Origin of the sequence: Streptomyces sp. NPDC059743 (assembly GCF_042732975.1) — a bacterium.
Lineage (GTDB): Bacteria > Actinomycetota > Actinomycetes > Streptomycetales > Streptomycetaceae > Streptomyces.
The window spans coordinates 89,421-107,830 of the sequence record NZ_JBHWGS010000004.1 but is presented as its reverse complement, the minus strand read 5'-3'; the positions used below and the strand labels follow the sequence as shown (position 1 = coordinate 107,830).

General features: G+C 69.9%; 16 protein-coding genes. 14 read left to right on the top strand and 2 right to left on the bottom strand.

The window, feature by feature from the left end; all coding sequences use genetic code 11:
• Positions 1-35 precede the first annotated feature (35 nt).
• The 13 genes from pyrR to metK all read left to right on the top strand — a co-directional run bounded on the left by pyrR (position 36) and on the right by metK (position 14,839).
• Complete coding sequence (pyrR, locus tag ACFV6H_RS08680; RefSeq protein WP_385540396.1) at positions 36-632, top strand: bifunctional pyr operon transcriptional regulator/uracil phosphoribosyltransferase PyrR; 597 nt, start codon at positions 36-38, stop codon at positions 630-632.
• Between the two features lie 86 nt (positions 633-718).
• Positions 719-1,717 (top strand): aspartate carbamoyltransferase catalytic subunit, encoded by a 999-nt coding sequence (locus ACFV6H_RS08675; protein ID WP_384777122.1) that lies wholly within the window; start codon positions 719-721, stop codon positions 1,715-1,717.
• Positions 1,718-1,735: 18 nt separating this feature from the next.
• Positions 1,736-3,022, top strand: coding sequence for a dihydroorotase (locus tag ACFV6H_RS08670; RefSeq protein ID WP_385539933.1), 1,287 nt, complete (start codon positions 1,736-1,738; stop codon positions 3,020-3,022).
• A gap of 8 nt (positions 3,023-3,030) precedes the next feature.
• Complete coding sequence (locus tag ACFV6H_RS08665; protein ID WP_385540394.1) at positions 3,031-3,654, top strand: hypothetical protein; 624 nt, start codon at positions 3,031-3,033, stop codon at positions 3,652-3,654.
• On the top strand, positions 3,651-4,796 hold the full coding sequence (carA, locus tag ACFV6H_RS08660; protein WP_385539931.1) for a glutamine-hydrolyzing carbamoyl-phosphate synthase small subunit: 1,146 nt from the start codon (positions 3,651-3,653) through the stop codon (positions 4,794-4,796). Before ACFV6H_RS08665 ends, carA begins: the two co-directional genes overlap by 4 nt.
• Positions 4,789-8,115 (top strand): carbamoyl-phosphate synthase large subunit, encoded by a 3,327-nt coding sequence (gene carB, locus ACFV6H_RS08655; protein ID WP_385539929.1) that lies wholly within the window; start codon positions 4,789-4,791, stop codon positions 8,113-8,115. The genes carA and carB overlap by 8 nt, the downstream gene beginning before the upstream one ends.
• Before the next feature lie 20 nt (positions 8,116-8,135).
• Positions 8,136-9,269: a quinone-dependent dihydroorotate dehydrogenase gene (locus tag ACFV6H_RS08650; RefSeq protein ID WP_385539927.1), complete on the top strand. Its 1,134-nt coding sequence runs from the start codon at positions 8,136-8,138 to the stop codon at positions 9,267-9,269.
• Positions 9,266-10,213: an orotidine-5'-phosphate decarboxylase gene (gene pyrF / locus ACFV6H_RS08645; RefSeq protein WP_385539925.1), complete on the top strand. Its 948-nt coding sequence runs from the start codon at positions 9,266-9,268 to the stop codon at positions 10,211-10,213. The genes ACFV6H_RS08650 and pyrF overlap by 4 nt, the downstream gene beginning before the upstream one ends.
• A 326-nt stretch (positions 10,214-10,539) precedes the next feature.
• Positions 10,540-10,863 carry an integration host factor gene (locus tag ACFV6H_RS08640; RefSeq protein ID WP_066954827.1) on the top strand — a complete coding sequence of 108 codons (324 nt, stop codon included), beginning with the start codon at positions 10,540-10,542 and terminating at the stop codon, positions 10,861-10,863.
• Positions 10,864-10,901: 38 nt separating this feature from the next.
• On the top strand, positions 10,902-11,465 hold the full coding sequence (gmk, locus tag ACFV6H_RS08635) for a guanylate kinase (protein ID WP_385539923.1): 564 nt from the start codon (positions 10,902-10,904) through the stop codon (positions 11,463-11,465).
• Positions 11,466-11,571: 106 nt separating this feature from the next.
• Entirely contained in the window at positions 11,572-11,844 is a 273-nt protein-coding gene (gene rpoZ, locus ACFV6H_RS08630; protein ID WP_003970369.1) for a DNA-directed RNA polymerase subunit omega, read from the top strand.
• A 161-nt stretch (positions 11,845-12,005) separates the two neighbouring features.
• A complete protein-coding gene (gene coaBC / locus ACFV6H_RS08625) occupies positions 12,006-13,244 on the top strand; it encodes a bifunctional phosphopantothenoylcysteine decarboxylase/phosphopantothenate--cysteine ligase CoaBC (protein ID WP_385539921.1) in 1,239 nt (412 codons plus the stop codon).
• 386 nt (positions 13,245-13,630) lie between these two features.
• Positions 13,631-14,839 (top strand): methionine adenosyltransferase, encoded by a 1,209-nt coding sequence (gene metK, locus ACFV6H_RS08620; RefSeq protein ID WP_384777104.1) that lies wholly within the window; start codon positions 13,631-13,633, stop codon positions 14,837-14,839.
• A 75-nt stretch (positions 14,840-14,914) separates the two neighbouring features.
• Here metK and ACFV6H_RS08615 read toward each other — a convergent pair whose 3' ends face one another.
• Both ACFV6H_RS08615 and ACFV6H_RS08610 read right to left on the bottom strand, forming a co-directional pair.
• Complete coding sequence (locus tag ACFV6H_RS08615; protein ID WP_385539919.1) at positions 14,915-15,811, bottom strand: hypothetical protein; 897 nt, start codon at positions 15,809-15,811, stop codon at positions 14,915-14,917.
• A 34-nt stretch (positions 15,812-15,845) separates the two neighbouring features.
• The gene (locus ACFV6H_RS08610; RefSeq protein ID WP_385539917.1) at positions 15,846-15,995 is read right to left on the bottom strand and encodes a helix-turn-helix domain-containing protein; all 150 of its coding nucleotides are present in this window, start codon (positions 15,993-15,995) and stop codon (positions 15,846-15,848) included.
• A gap of 158 nt (positions 15,996-16,153) precedes the next feature.
• Between ACFV6H_RS08610 and ACFV6H_RS08605 the strand changes: the two genes are divergently transcribed.
• Positions 16,154-18,355, top strand: a complete 2,202-nt coding sequence (locus ACFV6H_RS08605; protein WP_385540392.1) for a primosomal protein N' — start codon at positions 16,154-16,156, stop codon at positions 18,353-18,355.
• Positions 18,356-18,410 lie beyond the last annotated feature (55 nt).

The window sequence follows — 18,410 nt, the reverse complement described above, 5'->3', positions numbered from 1 at the left end:
AGGCGGAGAAGGAGGTCTGTTCCGCCATGGTTCCTATGGACACAGACACGACAGATTCCTCGGCCGACAGCTCCGGCGCCGCGCGCCCCGTGCTGGAGGCTCCCGACATCGCGCGGGCCCTGACCCGTATCGCCCACGAGATTGTCGAACGCGCCAAGGGCGCCGACGACGTGGTGCTGCTCGGCATTCCGACCCGCGGTGTCTTCCTGGCCCGCCGGCTGGCCGACAAGCTCGCGGAGATCACGGGACGCTCGATCCCGGTCGGCTCCCTCGACATCACCATGTACCGCGACGATCTGCGGCTGCGTCCCGCCCGCGCGCTGGCCCGCACCGACATTCCCGTCGACGGCGTCGACGGCCGTCTCGTGGTCCTCGTGGACGATGTGCTCTTCTCCGGCCGGACCATCCGCGCCGCCCTCGACGCCCTCGGCGACATCGGCCGGCCCCGGGCCGTCCAGCTCGCCGTCCTGGTCGACCGCGGCCATCGCGAGCTGCCGATCCGCGCCGACTACGTCGGCAAGAACATCCCCACCTCGCTGCGGGAGACGGTCAAGGTCCAGCTCGCCGAGGAGGACGGCCGGGACACCGTGCTGCTCGGCCTCCAGCGGCCTGTCACGTCCGGCGAGCAGTAGCACCTGCCTCCGTACGTCCTGATCCCCGTACGGACGCCTCCGGGCGCCCGCATGCCCGCACACCCAGACACCGGAGCACTCTCCCGATGCTGCGCCTCCCAGGGGCAAGCCCCCGCACACCCGGCCATCTCATCTCTGCGGCCGATCTCAGCCGTGACGACGCCGTGCTGATCCTCGACACCGCGGAAGAGATGGCCCGGGTCGCCGACCGGCCCATCAAGAAACTGCCGACGCTGCGCGGCCGTACCGTCGTGAATCTCTTCTTCGAGGACTCCACCCGCACCCGGATCTCCTTCGAGGCCGCCGCCAAGCGGCTGTCGGCCGACGTCATCAACTTCTCCGCCAAGGGTTCGTCCGTCTCCAAGGGCGAGTCGCTCAAGGACACCGCGCTGACGCTGGAGGCGATGGGCGCCGACGCCGTCGTCATCCGGCATCCCGCGTCCGGTGCTCCGTACCGGCTCGCCACCTCCGGCTGGATCGACGGCGCGGTCGTCAACGCGGGCGACGGCACCCATGAGCACCCCACACAGGCGCTGCTCGACGCCTTCACCCTGCGCCGCCGGCTGGTCGGCGGCGACCAGGGCATAGGGCGCGGCCTCGACGGGCGGCGGGTCACCATCGTCGGCGATGTGCTGCACAGCCGTGTCGCCCGCTCGAACATTCTGCTGCTGCACACGCTCGGCGCCCAGGTCACGGTGGTCGCTCCGCCCACGCTCGTACCGATCGGCGTCGAGCACTGGCCGTGCGAGGTGTCGTACGACCTGGACCGGGTGCTGCCCGCGTCCGACGCCGTGATGATGCTGCGGGTGCAGCGCGAGCGGATGAACGCCGCGTTCTTCCCGACCGAGCGCGAGTACTCCCGCCGCTACGGACTGGACGGCGACCGGATGAGCCGGATGCCCGAGGACTCCGTCGTGATGCATCCCGGCCCGATGAACCGCGGTATGGAGATCACCGCGGAGGTCGCCGACTCCGGCCGCTGCACGGCCGTCGAGCAGGTCGCCAACGGTGTCTCGATCCGGATGGCCGTGCTCTATCTGCTGCTCGGCGGCAACGAGCCCGCCGTCACCCATTCCCGCCCGTAACGAGGAGAACGAGTAACCATGAGCAAGATCCTTATCCGGGGCGCGCGGTTGCTCGGCGGTGAGCCGCAGGACGTGCTGATCGACGGCGAGACCATCGTGGCGACGGGCCCGGGACTGGACGCGGGCGACGCGACGGTCGTGGCGGCCGAGGGACGTGTGCTGCTGCCCGGTCTGGTCGATCTGCACACCCATCTGCGGGAGCCGGGCCGCGAGGACTCCGAGACCGTGCTGACGGGCACCCGCGCCGCCGCCGTCGGCGGCTTCACCGCCGTCCACGCCATGGCCAACACCTTTCCCGTGGCCGACACCGCCGGTGTGGTCGAGCAGGTCTGGCGGCTGGGCCGGGAGCACGGCTACTGCGATGTCCAGCCGGTCGGCGCCGTGACCGTCGGACTGGAGGGCAAGAACCTCGCGGAGCTGGGCGCCATGCACGACTCCGCCGCCCAGGTCCGCGTCTTCTCGGACGACGGCAAGTGCGTGGACGACGCCGTGATCATGCGGCGGGCGCTGGAGTATGTGAAGGCGTTCGACGGAGTGATCGCACAGCACGCCCAGGAGCCGCGGCTGACCGAGGGCGCGCAGATGAACGAGGGCGTCGTCTCCGCCGAGCTGGGGCTCGGCGGCTGGCCGGCCGTCGCCGAGGAGTCGATCATCGCCCGCGATGTGCTGCTCGCCGCCCATGTCGGCTCCCGCGTCCATATCTGCCATCTCTCGACGGCCGGATCCGTGGAGCTGGTGCGCTGGGCGAAGTCCAAGGGCTGGAACGTCACGGCCGAGGTCACTCCGCACCATCTCCTGCTCACCGACGAGCTGGTCCGCTCGTACGACCCGGTCTACAAGGTGAATCCGCCGCTGCGGACCGAGGCGGACGTACAGGCGCTGCGCGCGGCGCTCGCGGACGGCACGATCGACTGTGTCGCCACCGACCACGCGCCGCATCCGCACGAGGACAAGGACTGCGAGTGGGCCGCCGCCGCCATGGGCATGGTCGGCCTGGAGACGGCGCTGTCGGTCGTCCAGGAGACCATGGTGGAGACCGGACTGCTGGACTGGGCCGGGGTGGCCGACCGGATGTCGTTCCGCCCGGCCCGTATCGGCCGTCTCACCGGCCACGGCCGTCCCGTCTCGGTGGGCGAGCCCGCCAACCTCACCCTGGTCGATCCGGCATACCGTGGTCCCGTGGACCCGACGGGCTTCGCCTCCCGCAGCCGCAACACCCCGTATCAGGGCCGTGAGCTGCCAGGACGCGTCACCCACACCTTCCTCCGGGGCCGCGCCACGGTCGTCGACGGGAATCTGGCGTGACAAGTGCGATGCTTCACCTCCCTCTGGCCCTTCCGGTCCCTGTGGCCGCCGAGCAGAAGTCGGCGGAGGTGACCGACTGGGCCGCCCGTGTCGGCTGGGTCGTCGGTCTGCTGCTCTTCATCGCGTTCGTGTACTGGCTGATGCGCCAGGGCTGGAAGTGGCGCGGCAGTCTCCAGTCCGGGCTGCCCGAGCTGCCCACCGCGCCCGCCGCACCCGGTACGGCCACTCTCGCGATGGCCGGCCGCTACCACGGCTCCACCACCGCCGGACAGTGGCTCGACCGCATCGTGGCCCACGGCCTGGGCGCCCGCAGCCGGGTGGAGCTGACGCTCACCGACGCCGGGCTGGATGTCGTACGGCCCGGCGCGAACGACTTCTTCATCCCGGCCGCACAGTTCCGCGAGGCACGGCTCGACAAGGGCATCGCGGGCAAGGTCCTCGCCGAAGGCGGGCTGCTGATCGTCACCTGGCAGCACGGCGGCACGCTGATCGACTCGGGCTTCCGCTCCGACCGCTCCGCCGAGCACACCGCCTGGGTCGAGGCCGTCAACGCCCTCACGGCCCTGCCGCAAGGCGCCAGGAACGCCGCCACGGACACCATGCACGTCACGACGGAAGGCCCCGCACGATGACCACCTCCGCCCGGGGAACCGCCCGTGCCCAGGCGCCCGACGCCGTACTCGTCCTGGAGGACGGCCGCAGCTTCCGCGGCCGTGCCTATGGAGCCGTGGGGGAGACGTTCGGCGAGGCGGTGTTCTCCACCGGTATGACCGGCTACCAGGAGACGCTGACCGATCCGTCGTACCACCGCCAGGTCGTCGTGATGACCGCGCCGCACGTCGGCAACACCGGCGTCAACGACGAGGACCCGGAGTCGAAGCGGATCTGGGTCGCCGGCTATGTCGTACGCGATCCGGCGCGCACGCCGTCCAACTGGCGCTCACGGCGCTCGCTCGACGAGGAACTTCTCGCCCAGGGCGTCGTCGGCATCAGCGGTATCGACACGCGCGCGCTCACCCGCCATCTGCGCGAGCGCGGCGCGATGCGCGTCGGGATCTTCTCCGGCGAGGCGCTCGCGGACGAGACGGCACTGCTCGCGCGTGTCCAGGCGGTGCCCGGGATGTCGGGCGCCGATCTCTCCGCCGAGGTCGCCACCGAGCGTCCTTACGTCGTGCCCGCCATAGGCCCGAAGCGGTTCACCGTCGCCGCACTGGACCTCGGCATCAAGGGCATGACACCGCACCGGATGGCCGAGCGCGGTATCGAGGTGCATGTCCTGCCGGCCACGGCCACGCTGGACGAGGTGTACGCGACCGGCCCTGACGGCGTCTTCCTCTCCAACGGTCCCGGCGACCCGGCCACCGCCGATCTCACCGTCGTCAAGGGCGTCCTGGAGCGTGGTACGCCGCTCTTCGGCATCTGCTTCGGCAACCAGCTCCTCGGCCGCGCGCTCGGCTTCGGTACGTACAAGCTGAAGTACGGCCACCGCGGCATCAACCAGCCCGTACAGGACCGGACCACCGGGAAGGTCGAGATCACCGCGCACAACCACGGATTCGCCGTGGACGCTCCGCTCGACCTGATCTCGGAGACTCCCTACGGCCGCGCCGAGGTCTCCCACGTCTGTCTCAACGACAACGTGGTCGAGGGCCTGCGACTGCTCGACCGGCCGGTCTTCAGCGTCCAGTACCACCCCGAAGCGGCAGCGGGCCCGCACGACGCCGCGTATCTCTTCGACCGCTTCGTATCCCTGATGGAGGACCAGCGTGCCTAAGCGCACCGATATCCAGTCCGTCCTGGTCATCGGTTCAGGACCGATCGTCATCGGCCAGGCCGCTGAGTTCGACTACTCCGGTACCCAGGCCTGCCGTGTCCTCAAGGCCGAGGGCCTGCGCGTCATCCTGGTCAACTCCAATCCCGCCACGATCATGACGGACCCGGAGATCGCCGACGCCACCTATGTCGAACCGATCACACCGGACTTCGTCGAGAAGATCATCGCCAAGGAGCGTCCCGACGCGCTGCTGCCCACCCTGGGCGGCCAGACCGCGCTCAACACCGCGATCTCCCTCCATGACGCGGGCACGCTCGACAAGTACGGAGTCGAGCTGATCGGCGCCAATGTCGAGGCGATCAACAAGGGCGAGGACCGCGATCTCTTCAAGGAGGTCGTCGCGGCCGTCCACGCCAAGATCGGCCACGGCGAGTCCGCGCGCTCTGTCATCTGCCACTCCATGGACGAGGTCGTGGCCGGAGTCGGCACACTCGGCGGCTATCCCGTCGTCGTCCGCCCTTCCTTCACCATGGGCGGCGCCGGCTCCGGCTTCGCGCACGACGAAGGCGAGCTGCGGCGGATCGCCGGACAGGGCCTGATGCTCTCGCCGACCACCGAGGTGCTCCTGGAGGAGTCCATCCTCGGCTGGAAGGAGTACGAGCTGGAGCTGATGCGCGACAAGAACGACAATGTCGTGGTCGTGTGCTCCATCGAGAACTTCGACCCGATGGGTGTGCACACGGGCGACTCGATCACCGTCGCGCCCGCGATGACGCTCACCGACCGCGAGTACCAGATCCTGCGGGACATCGGTATCGCCGTGATCCGCGAGGTCGGTGTGGACACCGGCGGCTGCAACATCCAGTTCGCGGTCAATCCGGAGGACGGCCGGATCATCGTCATCGAGATGAATCCGCGTGTCTCCCGCTCCTCCGCGCTCGCCTCCAAGGCCACCGGCTTCCCGATCGCGAAGATCGCCGCCCGGCTGGCCGTCGGCTACACGCTGGACGAGATTCCCAACGACATCACCGAGAAGACACCGGCGTCCTTCGAGCCGACGCTCGACTATGTGGTCGTCAAGGTGCCGCGCTTCGCCTTCGAGAAGTTCCCGGCGGCCGACGCCAGCCTCACCACCACCATGAAGTCGGTCGGTGAGGCCATGGCCATCGGCCGTAACTTCACCGAGGCGCTCCAGAAGGCGCTGCGCTCGCTGGAGAAGGCCGGCAGCCAGTTCTCCTTCACCGAGGACGTCGGCATCGTAGGGCCGGGCGCGAAAGACGCGCTGCTGGAGACCGCGAAGGTGCCCACCGACGGCCGGATCAACACCGTCATGCGGGCCATCCGCGCCGGCGCCACCCAGGAGGAGGTCTTCGAGGCGACGAAGATCGATCCGTGGTTCGTCGACCAGCTCTTCCTGATCAAGGAGTACGCCGACGAGCTGGCCGGCGCCGCGAGGCTCTCGCCCGGACTGCTCGCCGAGGCCAAGCGGCACGGCTTCTCCGACGCCCAGATCGCCGGGATCCGCGGTCTGCGCGAGGACGTGGTCCGCGAGGTCAGGCACGCCCTCGGAGTGCGCCCGGTCTACAAGACGGTGGACACCTGCGCCGCCGAGTTCGCCGCGAAGACGCCGTACTTCTACTCCTCCTACGACGAGGAGAGCGAGGTCGCGCCGCGCGAGAAGCCCGCCGTGATCATCCTCGGCTCGGGACCCAACCGGATCGGCCAGGGCATCGAGTTCGACTACTCCTGTGTCCACGCCTCCTTCGCGCTCAGCGACGCGGGCTACGAGACCGTGATGGTCAACTGCAACCCGGAGACCGTCTCCACCGACTACGACACCTCCGACCGGCTCTACTTCGAGCCGCTCACCTTGGAGGACGTCCTGGAGATCGTGCACGCCGAGTCGCAGGCCGGCCCGATCGCGGGCGTCATCGTCCAGCTCGGCGGGCAGACACCGCTCGGTCTCGCCCAGGCGCTCAAGGACAACGGCGTACCGATTGTCGGCACGCCTCCCGAGGCGATCCACGCCGCCGAGGACCGCGGCGCGTTCGGCCGGGTCCTCGCCGAGGCCGGACTGCCCGCGCCCAAGCACGGCACCGCCACCACCTTCGCCGAGGCCAAGGCCATCGCCGACGAGATCGGCTATCCGGTCCTCGTCCGGCCCTCGTACGTCCTCGGCGGGCGCGGCATGGAGATCGTGTACGACGAGACCAGGCTCTCCACGTACATCGCCGAGTCCACCGAGATCAGTCCCACCCGGCCGGTCCTGGTGGACCGGTTCCTCGACGACGCCATCGAGATCGACGTGGACGCGCTCTACGACGGCACGGAGCTGTATCTCGGCGGAGTGATGGAGCACATCGAGGAGGCCGGTATCCACTCCGGCGACTCGGCGTGCGCCCTGCCGCCGATCACCCTGGGCGGCTTCGACATCAAGCGGCTGCGCGCCTCCACGGAGGCCATCGCCAAGGGCGTCGGAGTCCGCGGGCTGATCAATATCCAGTTCGCGATGGCCGGCGACATCCTGTACGTCCTGGAGGCCAATCCGCGCGCCTCCCGTACGGTCCCTTTCACCTCCAAGGCGACCGCTGTACCGCTCGCCAAGGCCGCTGCCCGGATCTCGCTGGGCGCCACCATCGCCGAGCTGCGCGCCGAAGGGCTGCTGCCGGCCCATGGCGACGGCGGCACACTGCCGCTCGACGCGCCGATCTCGGTCAAGGAGGCCGTGATGCCGTGGTCGCGCTTCCGCGACATCCACGGGCGCGGCGTGGACACCGTTCTCGGCCCGGAGATGCGCTCCACCGGCGAGGTCATGGGCATCGACTCGGCCTTCGGCACGGCGTACGCCAAGTCGCAGGCGGGCGCGTACGGGCCGCTGCCCACCAAGGGCCGCGCCTTCATCTCCGTAGCCAACCGGGACAAGCGCTCGATGATCTTCCCGGCGCGTGAGCTGGTCGCCCACGGCTTCGAACTGCTCGCCACCTCAGGCACCGCCGAGGTGCTCAGGCGCAACGGGATCAACGCGGTCGTGGTGCGCAAGCAGAGCGAGGGCGAGGGCCCGGACGGCGAGAAGACCGTCGTCCAGCTCATCCACGACGGAGAGGTCGACCTCATCGTCAACACGCCGTACGGCACCGGAGGCCGTCTCGACGGCTACGACATCCGTACCGCGGCGGTGGCGCGCGGTGTCCCGTGCCTCACGACGGTCCAGGCACTGGCCGCCGCCGTCCAGGGCATCGACGCCCTCAACCACGGCGAGGTCGGCGTCCGCTCGCTCCAGGAGCACGCGGAGCGGCTGACCGCGGCGCGCGAGGACTAGGCCGGAGGAAGAGCCACTCCATGTCCCACACCACGTCCCACTCCACGTACAGATTCTTCTTCAGGCTGGTCTTCCGGCGGATGGATCCGGAGCGCGCCCACCATCTCGCCGTCGGCTGGATCCGGCTGGTGGCCCGTGTGCCCGTGCTGCGTACGTTCGTCGCCGCGGCCCTCGCGCCGCGCTTCGGGGAGCTGCGTACCGAGGCGTTCGGACTGCGGATGCACGGTCCCTTCGGACTCGCCGCGGGCTTCGACAAGAACGCCCTGGCCATCGACGGCATGACCATGCTCGGCTTCGACCATGTCGAGATCGGTACGGTCACGGGCGAGCCGCAGCCCGGCAACCCCAGGCAGCGGCTTTTCCGGCTGGTGGCCGACCGCGCCCTGGTCAACCGGATGGGCTTCAACAACGAGGGCTCGGCCGCCGTGGCGGCACGGCTGGCGGCGCGCAAGGCGGTCTTCAGGACGACCGTCGGCGTCAACATCGGCAAGACCAAGGTCGTCCCCGAGAGTGAGGCGATCGCCGATTACGTTCTCTCGACGGAGCGGCTGGCGGGCCACGCCGACTATCTCGTGGTCAATGTCAGCTCGCCCAACACTCCGGGACTGCGCAGCCTCCAGGCGGTCGGCCTGCTCCGGCCGCTGCTGACCGCCGTACGGGAGGCGGCCGACCGTACCGTCACCGGCCGCCGGGTCCCGCTGCTGGTCAAGATCGCGCCCGATCTCGCGGACGAGGACATCGACGCCGTGGCCGATCTCGCCGTCGAACTCGGTCTGGACGGGATCATCGCCACCAACACCACCGTGGCGCGCGAGGGACTCGGGCTGAGGTCGGAGCCCGGGCTGATCGCGGAGACCGGCGGACTGTCGGGCGCGCCCTTGAAGGCGCGCTCGCTGGAGGTGCTGCGTCGGCTGTACGCGCGGGTGGGCGACCGGATCACGCTGGTGGGCGTCGGCGGTGTCGAGAACGCCGAGGACGCCTGGCAGCGCATCCTCGCCGGTGCCACGCTGGTCCAGGGCTACAGCGCGTTCATCTACGAGGGCCCGTTCTGGAGCCGCTCCGTGCACAAGGGACTCGCGGCCCGGCTCAGGGTCAGCCCGTACGCCACGCTCGCCGAGGCCGTCGGCGCAGACACCCGGAAGGTGACCGCATGACCGAGGAACTGTCCGGCGAACGGTCCGGCGCTGGCGTTGGCGCTGGCACCGGTGTCGGACCTGGCACCGGTCCAGGCACCGGACCTGGCTCCGAGGGCCACCGGGACGGTCGGGAGCCCTTCGGGGCCCGGCTGCGGCATGCCATGGACACCCGGGGTCAGCTCTGTGTCGGTATCGATCCGCACGGCTCGCTGCTCACGGCCTGGGGCCTCGGTGACGATGTCGCGGGCCTTGAGCGCTTCACCCGTACGACGGTGGAGGCACTCGCCGACCGCGTGGCCGTGCTGAAACCGCAGTCGGCGTTCTTCGAGCGCTTCGGCTCGCGCGGTATCGCCGTACTGGAGAAGGCCGTCGAGGAGGCGCGGGCGGCCGGAGCGCTGGTCCTGATGGACGCCAAGCGCGGTGACATCGGTTCGACGATGGCGGCGTACGCGGCGACCTATCTGGACAAGGACTCGCCGCTCTTCTCGGACGCGGTCACGGTCTCGCCGTACCTCGGCTTCGGATCCCTGCGGCCGGCGCTGGACGCGGCGGCCGTCTCGGGTGCCGGAGTCTTCGTGCTCGCGCTCACCTCCAATCCCGAGGGCGCCGAGGTGCAGCGCGCCACCGCCGCCGACGGCCGGTCGGTGGCACAGCTCATGCTCGACCACATGGCCGCCGAGAACGCGGGCGCGCAACCGCTCGGATCCGTCGGCGCGGTCGTCGGGGCGACGCTCGCGCGGGCGGGCGCGGATCTCGCGATCAACGGTCCGCTGCTCGCTCCCGGCATCGGCGCACAGGGCGCGGCCCCGGCCGATCTGCCCGGTTTGTTCGGTGGCGCGGTGGGCAATGTGGTCCCGAGCGTCAGCCGAGGAGTGCTGCGCCACGGTCCGGACATCAGTGCCCTTCGGGAGGCCGCGCGGCGGTTCGCGGCCGAGGTGCGGACGGCGGTCGGAGAGGTGTGAGGGAGGTGTGCGGGGAGGCCCGCGGCGCAGTCCGTGGAGCGGTCCGCCGAAAGGCCCAGCGGGAGCTTGCCCCGTACACATGGATGGCGATCACGGGCTTCTCGCCGGGCCCACTGTCCAAAAAGTTGGGCAAAATGACCAAAATGTCACCCCTGATCGATGCTGACCAGGACTTTTCGTCTGTTCTCGCTGACTCCAGCGGCCTTGGCCGCTAGTCTCCGTCGAGAGCCAACGTGCAGTACGTTGCCCGTTGCTCGCCTGGTGTGGGGCGAACAGGTTCCTCACCGGTCCGTATCCGACAGTTCGACATCCGAGGTGACGTAGGCGTGGCTCTTCCGCCCCTTACCCCTGAACAGCGCGCAGCCGCGCTCGAAAAGGCCGCCGCGGCTCGCCGGGAGCGGGCCGAGGTCAAGAATCGACTCAAGCACTCCGGCGCCTCTCTCCATGACGTCATCAAGCAGGGCCAGGAGAATGACGTCATCGGGAAGATGAAGGTCTCCGCACTGCTCGAGTCCCTGCCCGGCGTGGGCAAGGTCCGCGCCAAGCAGATCATGGAGCGGCTCGGCATCTCCGAGAGCCGGCGTGTCCGAGGTCTCGGCTCCAACCAGATCGCCTCCCTTGAGCGCGAGTTCGGCGGCAGCGGCGCCTGACGTTCCCGGAGACTCCCGGGAACCTGGATAATCGCTGCATGGCAGCAGAGGTACGACCGCGGCTGACCGTGCTCTCCGGCCCTTCCGGGGTCGGCAAGAGCACGGTCGTCGCCCATATGCGCAAGGTCCACCCCGAGGTATGGCTCTCGGTGTCGGCCACCACAAGAAAGCCGCGCCCCGGCGAACGCCACGGCGTCCAGTACTTCTTTGTCACCGACGAGGAGTTCGACAAACTGGTCGCCAATGGTGAACTGCTGGAATGGGCGGAGTTCGCGGGCCATCGCTACGGCACTCCGCGGCAGGCGGTCCTCGACCGGCTGGGATCGGGTGAGCCCGTCCTTCTGGAGATCGATCTCCAGGGCGCCCGGCAGGTCAAGGAATCGCTGCCCGATTCCCGGCTGGTCTTTCTGGCACCGCCGAGCTGGGACGAGCTGGTGCGCCGGCTCACCGGCCGGGGCACCGAATCGCCCGAGGTGATCGAGCGCCGGCTGGCGGTCGCCAAGGTGGAACTGGCCGCCGAGTCGGAGTTCGATACGACCCTGGTCAACACCTCTGTCGAGGACGTCGCACGTGAGCTGCTAGCCTTGATGGCAGTTGCATGATCTTTTGTGGGCTTTTCCCGATGCGGGAATCCCACCGTCGGCGGCGCCGGTACGGGCCGCCGGTATCTCCCTGAATTTCCCTGCATTTTCTTCGGAAGGCTAGAGAGTGTCCTCTTCCATCACCACGCCCGAGGGCATCATCAACCCGCCGATCGATGAGCTGCTCGAGGCCACGGACTCGAAGTACAGCCTCGTGATCTACGCGGCCAAGCGCGCGCGCCAGATCAACGCGTACTACTCGCAGCTCGGTGAGGGCCTGCTCGAGTACGTCGGCCCGTTGGTGGACACCCATGTCCACGAGAAGCCGCTCTCCATCGCCCTGCGCGAGATCAACGCGGGTCTGCTGACCTCCGAGGCCATCGAGGGCCCCGCTCAGTAGTTCAGTAGCACGTTCGCTTAAGTAGCTTAAGTAGTACGTTCGCACTTCCTCTCGTTTATCCACAGGCCCGGCAGCGGACTGCCGGGCCTGTGGTGTGTCATGTCCTTGGGACGTACGAGCGGGTACGAGAAAGTCGAGTCGTCGGGTCGAGGGGAGACACGGTGGAGAAGCCGAAGGTCGTTCTGGGGGTCGCCGGCGGGATCGCGGCGTACAAGGCGTGCGAGCTGCTGCGCAGACTCACCGAGTCCGGCCATGACGTACGGGTCGTGCCGACCGCCTCCGCGCTGCACTTCGTCGGGGCCGCGACATGGTCGGCGCTCTCCGGCCATCCCGTCTCCACCGAGGTCTGGGACGATGTCCATGAGGTGCCGCACGTACGGATCGGGCAGTCCGCCGATCTGGTCGTCGTCGCTCCGGCCACCGCGGATCTGCTCGCCAAGGCGGCGCACGGTCTCGCCGACGATCTGCTCACCAATACGCTCCTCACCGCCCGCTGCCCGGTTGTCTTCGCACCGGCCATGCACACCGAGATGTGGGAGCACCCGGCCACGCGGGAGAATGTCGCGACGCTGCGCCGCCGTGGGGCCGTGGTCATCGAGCCCGCCGTCGGCCGGCTCACCGGTGTCGACACCGGCAAGGGCCGGCTGCCCGATCCGGGTGAGATCTTCGAGCTCTGCCGCCGGGTCCTGGCGCGCGGTGTCCCGGAACCGGATCTGGCGGGCCGCCATGTCGTGGTCAGCGCGGGCGGTACGCGCGAGCCGCTCGACCCGGTGCGCTATCTGGGAAACCGCTCCTCGGGCAAGCAGGGATTCGCCCTGGCCCGTACGGCGGCGGCCCGGGGAGCCAGGGTCACTCTGATCGAGGCCAATACGGGGATGGCGGACCCGACGGGCGTCGATGTGGTCCATGTCGGGACGGCCGTACAGCTCAGGGAGGCCGTGCTGAAGGCCGCGGCGGAGGCCGACGCGGTGGTCATGGCGGCTGCCGTCGCCGACTTCAGACCGGCCGTGTACGCCGAGGGAAAGATCAAGAAGAAGGACGGCGAGGAGCCGGCGCCGGTCGCGCTGGTGCGCAACCCGGACATCCTCGCCGAGATCTCGGCCGAGCGCGCGCACAAGGAGCAGGTGATCGTCGGTTTCGCGGCGGAGACGGACGATGTGCTCGCCAACGGCCGGCGCAAACTGCTGCGCAAGGGATGTGACCTGCTGGTCGTCAATGAGGTGGGGGAGCGGAAGACCTTCGGTACGGAGGAGAACGAAGCGGTGGTGCTGGCCGCGGACGGCGGGGAGACTCCGGTGCCCTACGGGCCGAAGGAGGCCCTCGCGGAGGTCGTCTGGGATCTGGTGGTGCCGAGACTGGGCAGCAGGCCGGGCCCGGCCCCGGATGGCGAGCCTCGGTAGCCGGGCCCGGCGCCGTGTGCGGCCGGAGCGATGGGGAGGCGAATGGTGAGAAATAGGGCGCGGACGTGTCCGGACGGGACGTGAACCGGGGCTCGCGTGAATTCTGTGTTGCGTGTCCTTCGGTCGGCCTCTTTCGCGAGACCGTTTCCTGAGCAGCCGTTCCCGGCACTTGAGAACGGCTCTAATCCGGCGTAGCGGGCTCTGGCCAGGGTCGATCGCCGTATCGCATAATGCAGTGCCGCGGGCGACGGGACTCCCACAGAACGAGACACTTCGCCCCGTGGCGTCATACGACCGATAAAGTGGTCGTGGTCCGTCGCGGGGCTGCAGCCCCCCGCCGGTCCGCCAATGATCAGCCAGCAGCCGCTGCAACCTCAGGGAGCGATGTGTCCCGCCGTCTGTTCACCTCGGAGTCCGTGACCGAAGGTCACCCCGACAAGATCGCTGACCAGATCAGCGACACCATTCTTGACGCGCTCCTGCGGGAGGACCCGTCCTCCCGCGTCGCCGTGGAGACCTTGATCACCACCGGTCAGGTCCATGTGGCCGGCGAGGTCACCACCAAGGCCTACGCGCCGATCGCCCAGCTCGTGCGGGACAAGATCCTGGAGATCGGTTACGACTCCTCGAAGAAGGGCTTCGACGGTGCCTCCTGTGGCGTCTCGGTGTCCATCGGCGCGCAGTCGCCGGACATCGCCCAGGGCGTCGACACGGCGTACGAGAAGCGTGTCGAGGGCGATGAGGACGAGCTGGACAAGCAGGGCGCGGGCGACCAGGGCCTGATGTTCGGCTACGCCTGCGACGAGACGCCGGAGCTGATGCCGCTCCCGATCCACCTCGCGCACCGGCTCTCGCGCCGTCTCTCCGAGGTCCGCAAGAACGGGACCATCCCGTATCTGCGCCCGGACGGCAAGACCCAGGTCACCATCGAGTACGACGGCGACAAGGCCGTCCGGCTCGACACGGTCGTCGTCTCCTCGCAGCACGCCTCGGACATCGACCTGGACTCGCTGCTCGCTCCCGACGTACGTGAATTCGTCGTCGAGCATGTCCTCCAGGAGCTGGTCGACGACGGCATCAAGCTGGAGACCGAGGGCTACCGTCTGCTGGTCAACCCGACCGGGCGCTTCGAGATCGGCGGCCCGATGGGCGACGCCGGTCTGACCGGCCGCAAGATCATCATCGACACCTACGGCGGTATGGCCCGGCACGGCGGCGGCGCCTTCTCCGGCAAGGACCCGTCCAAGGTCGACCGCTCCGCCGCGTACGCGATGCGCTGGGTCGCGAAGAACGTCGTAGCGGCGGGCCTCGCCTCCCGTTGCGAGGTCCAGGTCGCCTACGCGATCGGCAAGGCCGAGCCGGTCGGCCTCTTTGTGGAGACCTTCGGCACCGCCACGGTCGACACCGAGAAGATCGAGCAGGCCATCGGCCAGGTCTTCGACCTCCGCCCGGCCGCGATCATCCGCGACCTCGACCTGCTCCGCCCGATCTACGCCCAGACGGCGGCGTACGGCCACTTCGGCCGCGAACTCCCCGAGTTCACCTGGGAGACCACGGACCGAGTGGACGCCCTCCGCGAGGCCGCAGGCCTCTGACCCACCCAACTTGAAGCAGGCCCCGGACACCGTGACGGTGTCCGGGGCCTCTTCTTCATGCCGTACGGCCTCGCGCTACTCCTCCTGCTCGGGTCCTTCCGTGACGTCGTTCGTGCCGTCATCCGGCTCAGGGGGCTCGAACCGTTTCCTGATCTTGTCCGCTGCCGCTGTCTTGCCATGGAGCTGAGCGATCTGCGCGAGGCGTTCGGCGAAGAGAGCCAGATCCATGTCGTCGGGGCCGAAGCCGATCCATTCCAACAGCGAGTCCACAGTGGACTCTGGTCCGGAGGGCTGGGACGGCTCACCTGTGCCGACGGCTTCCGCGTCTTCCGCTTTGTATCCCGGGTCGTATGCCGACTCGGGCCCGCCGCCCGCCGGGGCGAACATATGGTCGGCGGGCGGCGCCACAAGATGCTGGAACGTGGGAGCGATGGCGTCGTTGTTGGCAGCCGCGGAGAGGCTGGCCAGAAGTCCGATACGGTCCACCGCCCCCTCGACCTGATCGTCGTTCTTGGACAGCCACCACACGACCGCGCTTCCGGTGTCCTTCAACACGTCCTCGCCGAGGTATGCGCGCTTGTTGCGTTCGTAGTTGCGTTCGTGCTCCCAGAGATCTTCGTCCTTGCGGACCGCGGAGAGCCTGGTGAGCCGTTCACGGTCGGGTTCCGGGAGGACCAGCGAGACATCCTGCGCCATCGCGAGGACGCGGTCCGTCGGATCGGGACGCATGATGCCCAGAGCCGCGTCGAGCTGATGTTGCAGAAGCGCGCTCCGCATGGGCGGCTGCTCTGCCGTTACCGCACGGGCACGCCTCAGCACCGCGTCGACCGCCAGCCCCCCGGGATTGATGAGAGGAGCGTCCTGTCCGGCCTCCACCAGAATCCAGCGCACCGTCGCGGAGAACGAGAAGTCGTAGTCCGCCACTGCGCTCGGCAGCGCGACACGGGTGACCCGCTGCTCCTGTCGTTGCACCGGTGGAGCCGCGACATCCGGGTCCAGGGTGAGCTCACGGTGTGGGGCGCTTGAGACCTCTCTCCACCTTGCTGAGCTGGCCCTTGCTGTAGTGCACGAGCTTTCCGAGTTGCTCAAGCGACAGCGACGCCGCCAGGCGCCGCCGTCGGAGTTCCCGCCCGAAGCTGTTCGTCTGATCGAGCACTTCAACCTCCGTCACTCGGCGGCCGGGCTGTCGGCGAGTGACCCGAATCAGCGTGCGGCAGCCCGTAAAGCCGAACAAGGCGAATAGGGACGTTTCCCGTTTCCTCTTGAGGAGAGAACCGGAGCCCGCACCGGGTGTCGAGACGGTCACGGGACGTGATGTCCGATATCCCACCGCGTCTGCCGCTGTCGGTGGTGTCTGGTAGGTATGGAGCTGTGAGCAGCGATGACAGGCAGTCTCGGGATCCCGCCGGTGGTGGGCCTGAGCAGCTTGCGCTCATTCGGGAGAGTGTGCGGAAGGCGAAGGTGCCGCGGGCGAAGCCGCGGACGTGGCGGGGGGCCGCGTTGGCCGGGGAGTTGCCGGTGGCGCGGGTGGTGGTGAACAAGGGAGTGCTGCATCTCGACCAGTTCTTCGACTACGCCGTGCCGGAGGAGCTGGACGGGACGGCGCTGCCCGGGGTGCGGGTGCGGGTGCGGTTCGGGGCCGGGGCGCATCAGGTGCGGGGCGGGCGGCGCGAGGGCGGGCGGCTGATCGACGGATTCGTCGTCGAGCGCAGGGCTGATACCGACTACACGGGACCGCTGGCCGCGCTGGCCGATGTGGTCTCGCCCGAGCCGGTGCTCAGCGCCGAGCTGCTCGGGCTCGCTCGGGCCGTGGCGGACCGGTATGCCGGAAGCCTCGCGGATGTCCTCCAGCTCGCGATCCCGCCCAGGAACGCGCGGGCCGAGTCGAAGCCCTCCCCGGAGCCGTTGCCGTCGCCGGCCGCGCCCGAGCCGGGCACATGGGAGCGGTACGGCAACGGCGCGGCGTTTCTCGACGCGCTCGCCGGCGGCGGTGCGCCGCGCGCCGTATGGACCGCGCTGCCCGGGCCGCACTGGGCGGACGAACTGGCACGCGCGGTGGCGGCGACGCTCGCCTCCGGGCGGGGCGCGCTCGTCGTCGTACCGGACGGGCGGGTCGCCGCGCGGGTCGACGCGGCGCTCACGGCGCTGCTGGGCACCGGCCGGCACGCGCTGCTCACGGCGGAAGCGGGCCCGGAGAAGCGCTATCGGGAGTGGCTCGCGGTACGGCGCGGTGCGGTGCGCGCGGTCGTCGGGACCCGCGCCGCCATGTTCGCACCGGTCCGGGATCTGGGACTGGTGGCCATCTGGGACGACGGCGACGGCAGCCACAGCGAGCAGCACGCGCCGCAGCCGCACGCCCGCGAAGTGCTGCTGCTGCGCGCCGCGCACGACAAGTGCGGCTTCCTGCTGGGCAGTACGGGATGCACCGTCGAGGCGGCCCAGCTCGTCGGCACGGGCTGGGCGCTGCCGCTGACGGCGCCCCGGGAGCAGGTGCGTATCGCCGCGCCTCTCATCCGTACCGTCGGCGACGGCGAACTGGCGCGGGACGAGGCAGCCCGCGCGGCCCGGCTGCCCAGCCTCGCCTGGCAGGCGGTCAGGGACGGGCTGAAGACCGGCCCGGTGCTGGTGCAGGTGCCCCGGCGCGGCTATGTACCCCGGCTGGCGTGCGAGCGCTGCCGTACGCCGGCCCGCTGCCGCCACTGCGCCGGCCCGCTGGAGGCGCCCGGAGAGCGGGAGCTGCGGTGCGGCTGGTGCGGCCGGGACGAGCCGGGCTGGCACTGCGCGGAGTGCGGCGGCACCCGGCTGCGCGCCCAGATCGTCGGCGCGCGGCGTACGGCGGAGGAGCTGGGCCGGGCGTTTCCGGCCGTCCCGGTCCGTACGTCGGGACGGGACCATGTCCTCGATTCCGTACCGGGCCGCCCGGCACTCGTGGTCAGCACACCGGGCGCCGAGCCGGTGGCCGAGGGCGGTTACGCGGCGGCGCTGCTGCTCGACGGCTGGGCGATGCTCGGACGGCCGGACCTGCGGGCGGGCGAGGAGGCCCTGCGCCGCTGGATACAGGCCGCCGCCCTGGTGCGCGGACAGAGCGAGGGCGGCACGGTCGTGGTGGTCGCCGAGCCCACGCTGCGGCCGGTGCAGGCGCTGGTGCGGTGGGATCCGGTGGGCCATGCGCAGCGTGAGCTGGCGGAGCGGGCCGAGCTGGGCTTCCCGCCGGTGTCGCGGATGGCGGCGGTGACGGGCCGCCCGGAGGCGGTGAGTACGTTCCTGGCCGCGGCCGGGCTGCCGAGCGACGCGCAGGTGCTCGGTCCCGTATCGCTGCCGCCCACGGACCCGGGCAGACCGCGCCGCCAGGGCGATCCGCCGCCGGGAGAGCACTGGGAACGAGCGCTGCTACGGGTACCACCGGGCAGCGGCGCGGCCCTGGCGAGCGCCCTGAAGTCGGCCCAGGCGGCCCGTCTGGCCCGAGGCGGCGGCGATCCCGTACGCGTACGGATCGATCCCCCGGACATCGGCTGACCCCGGGACCGGCCGCGCGTTTCACGGGACATGAGCCCGTCCCGCACCGGGACGG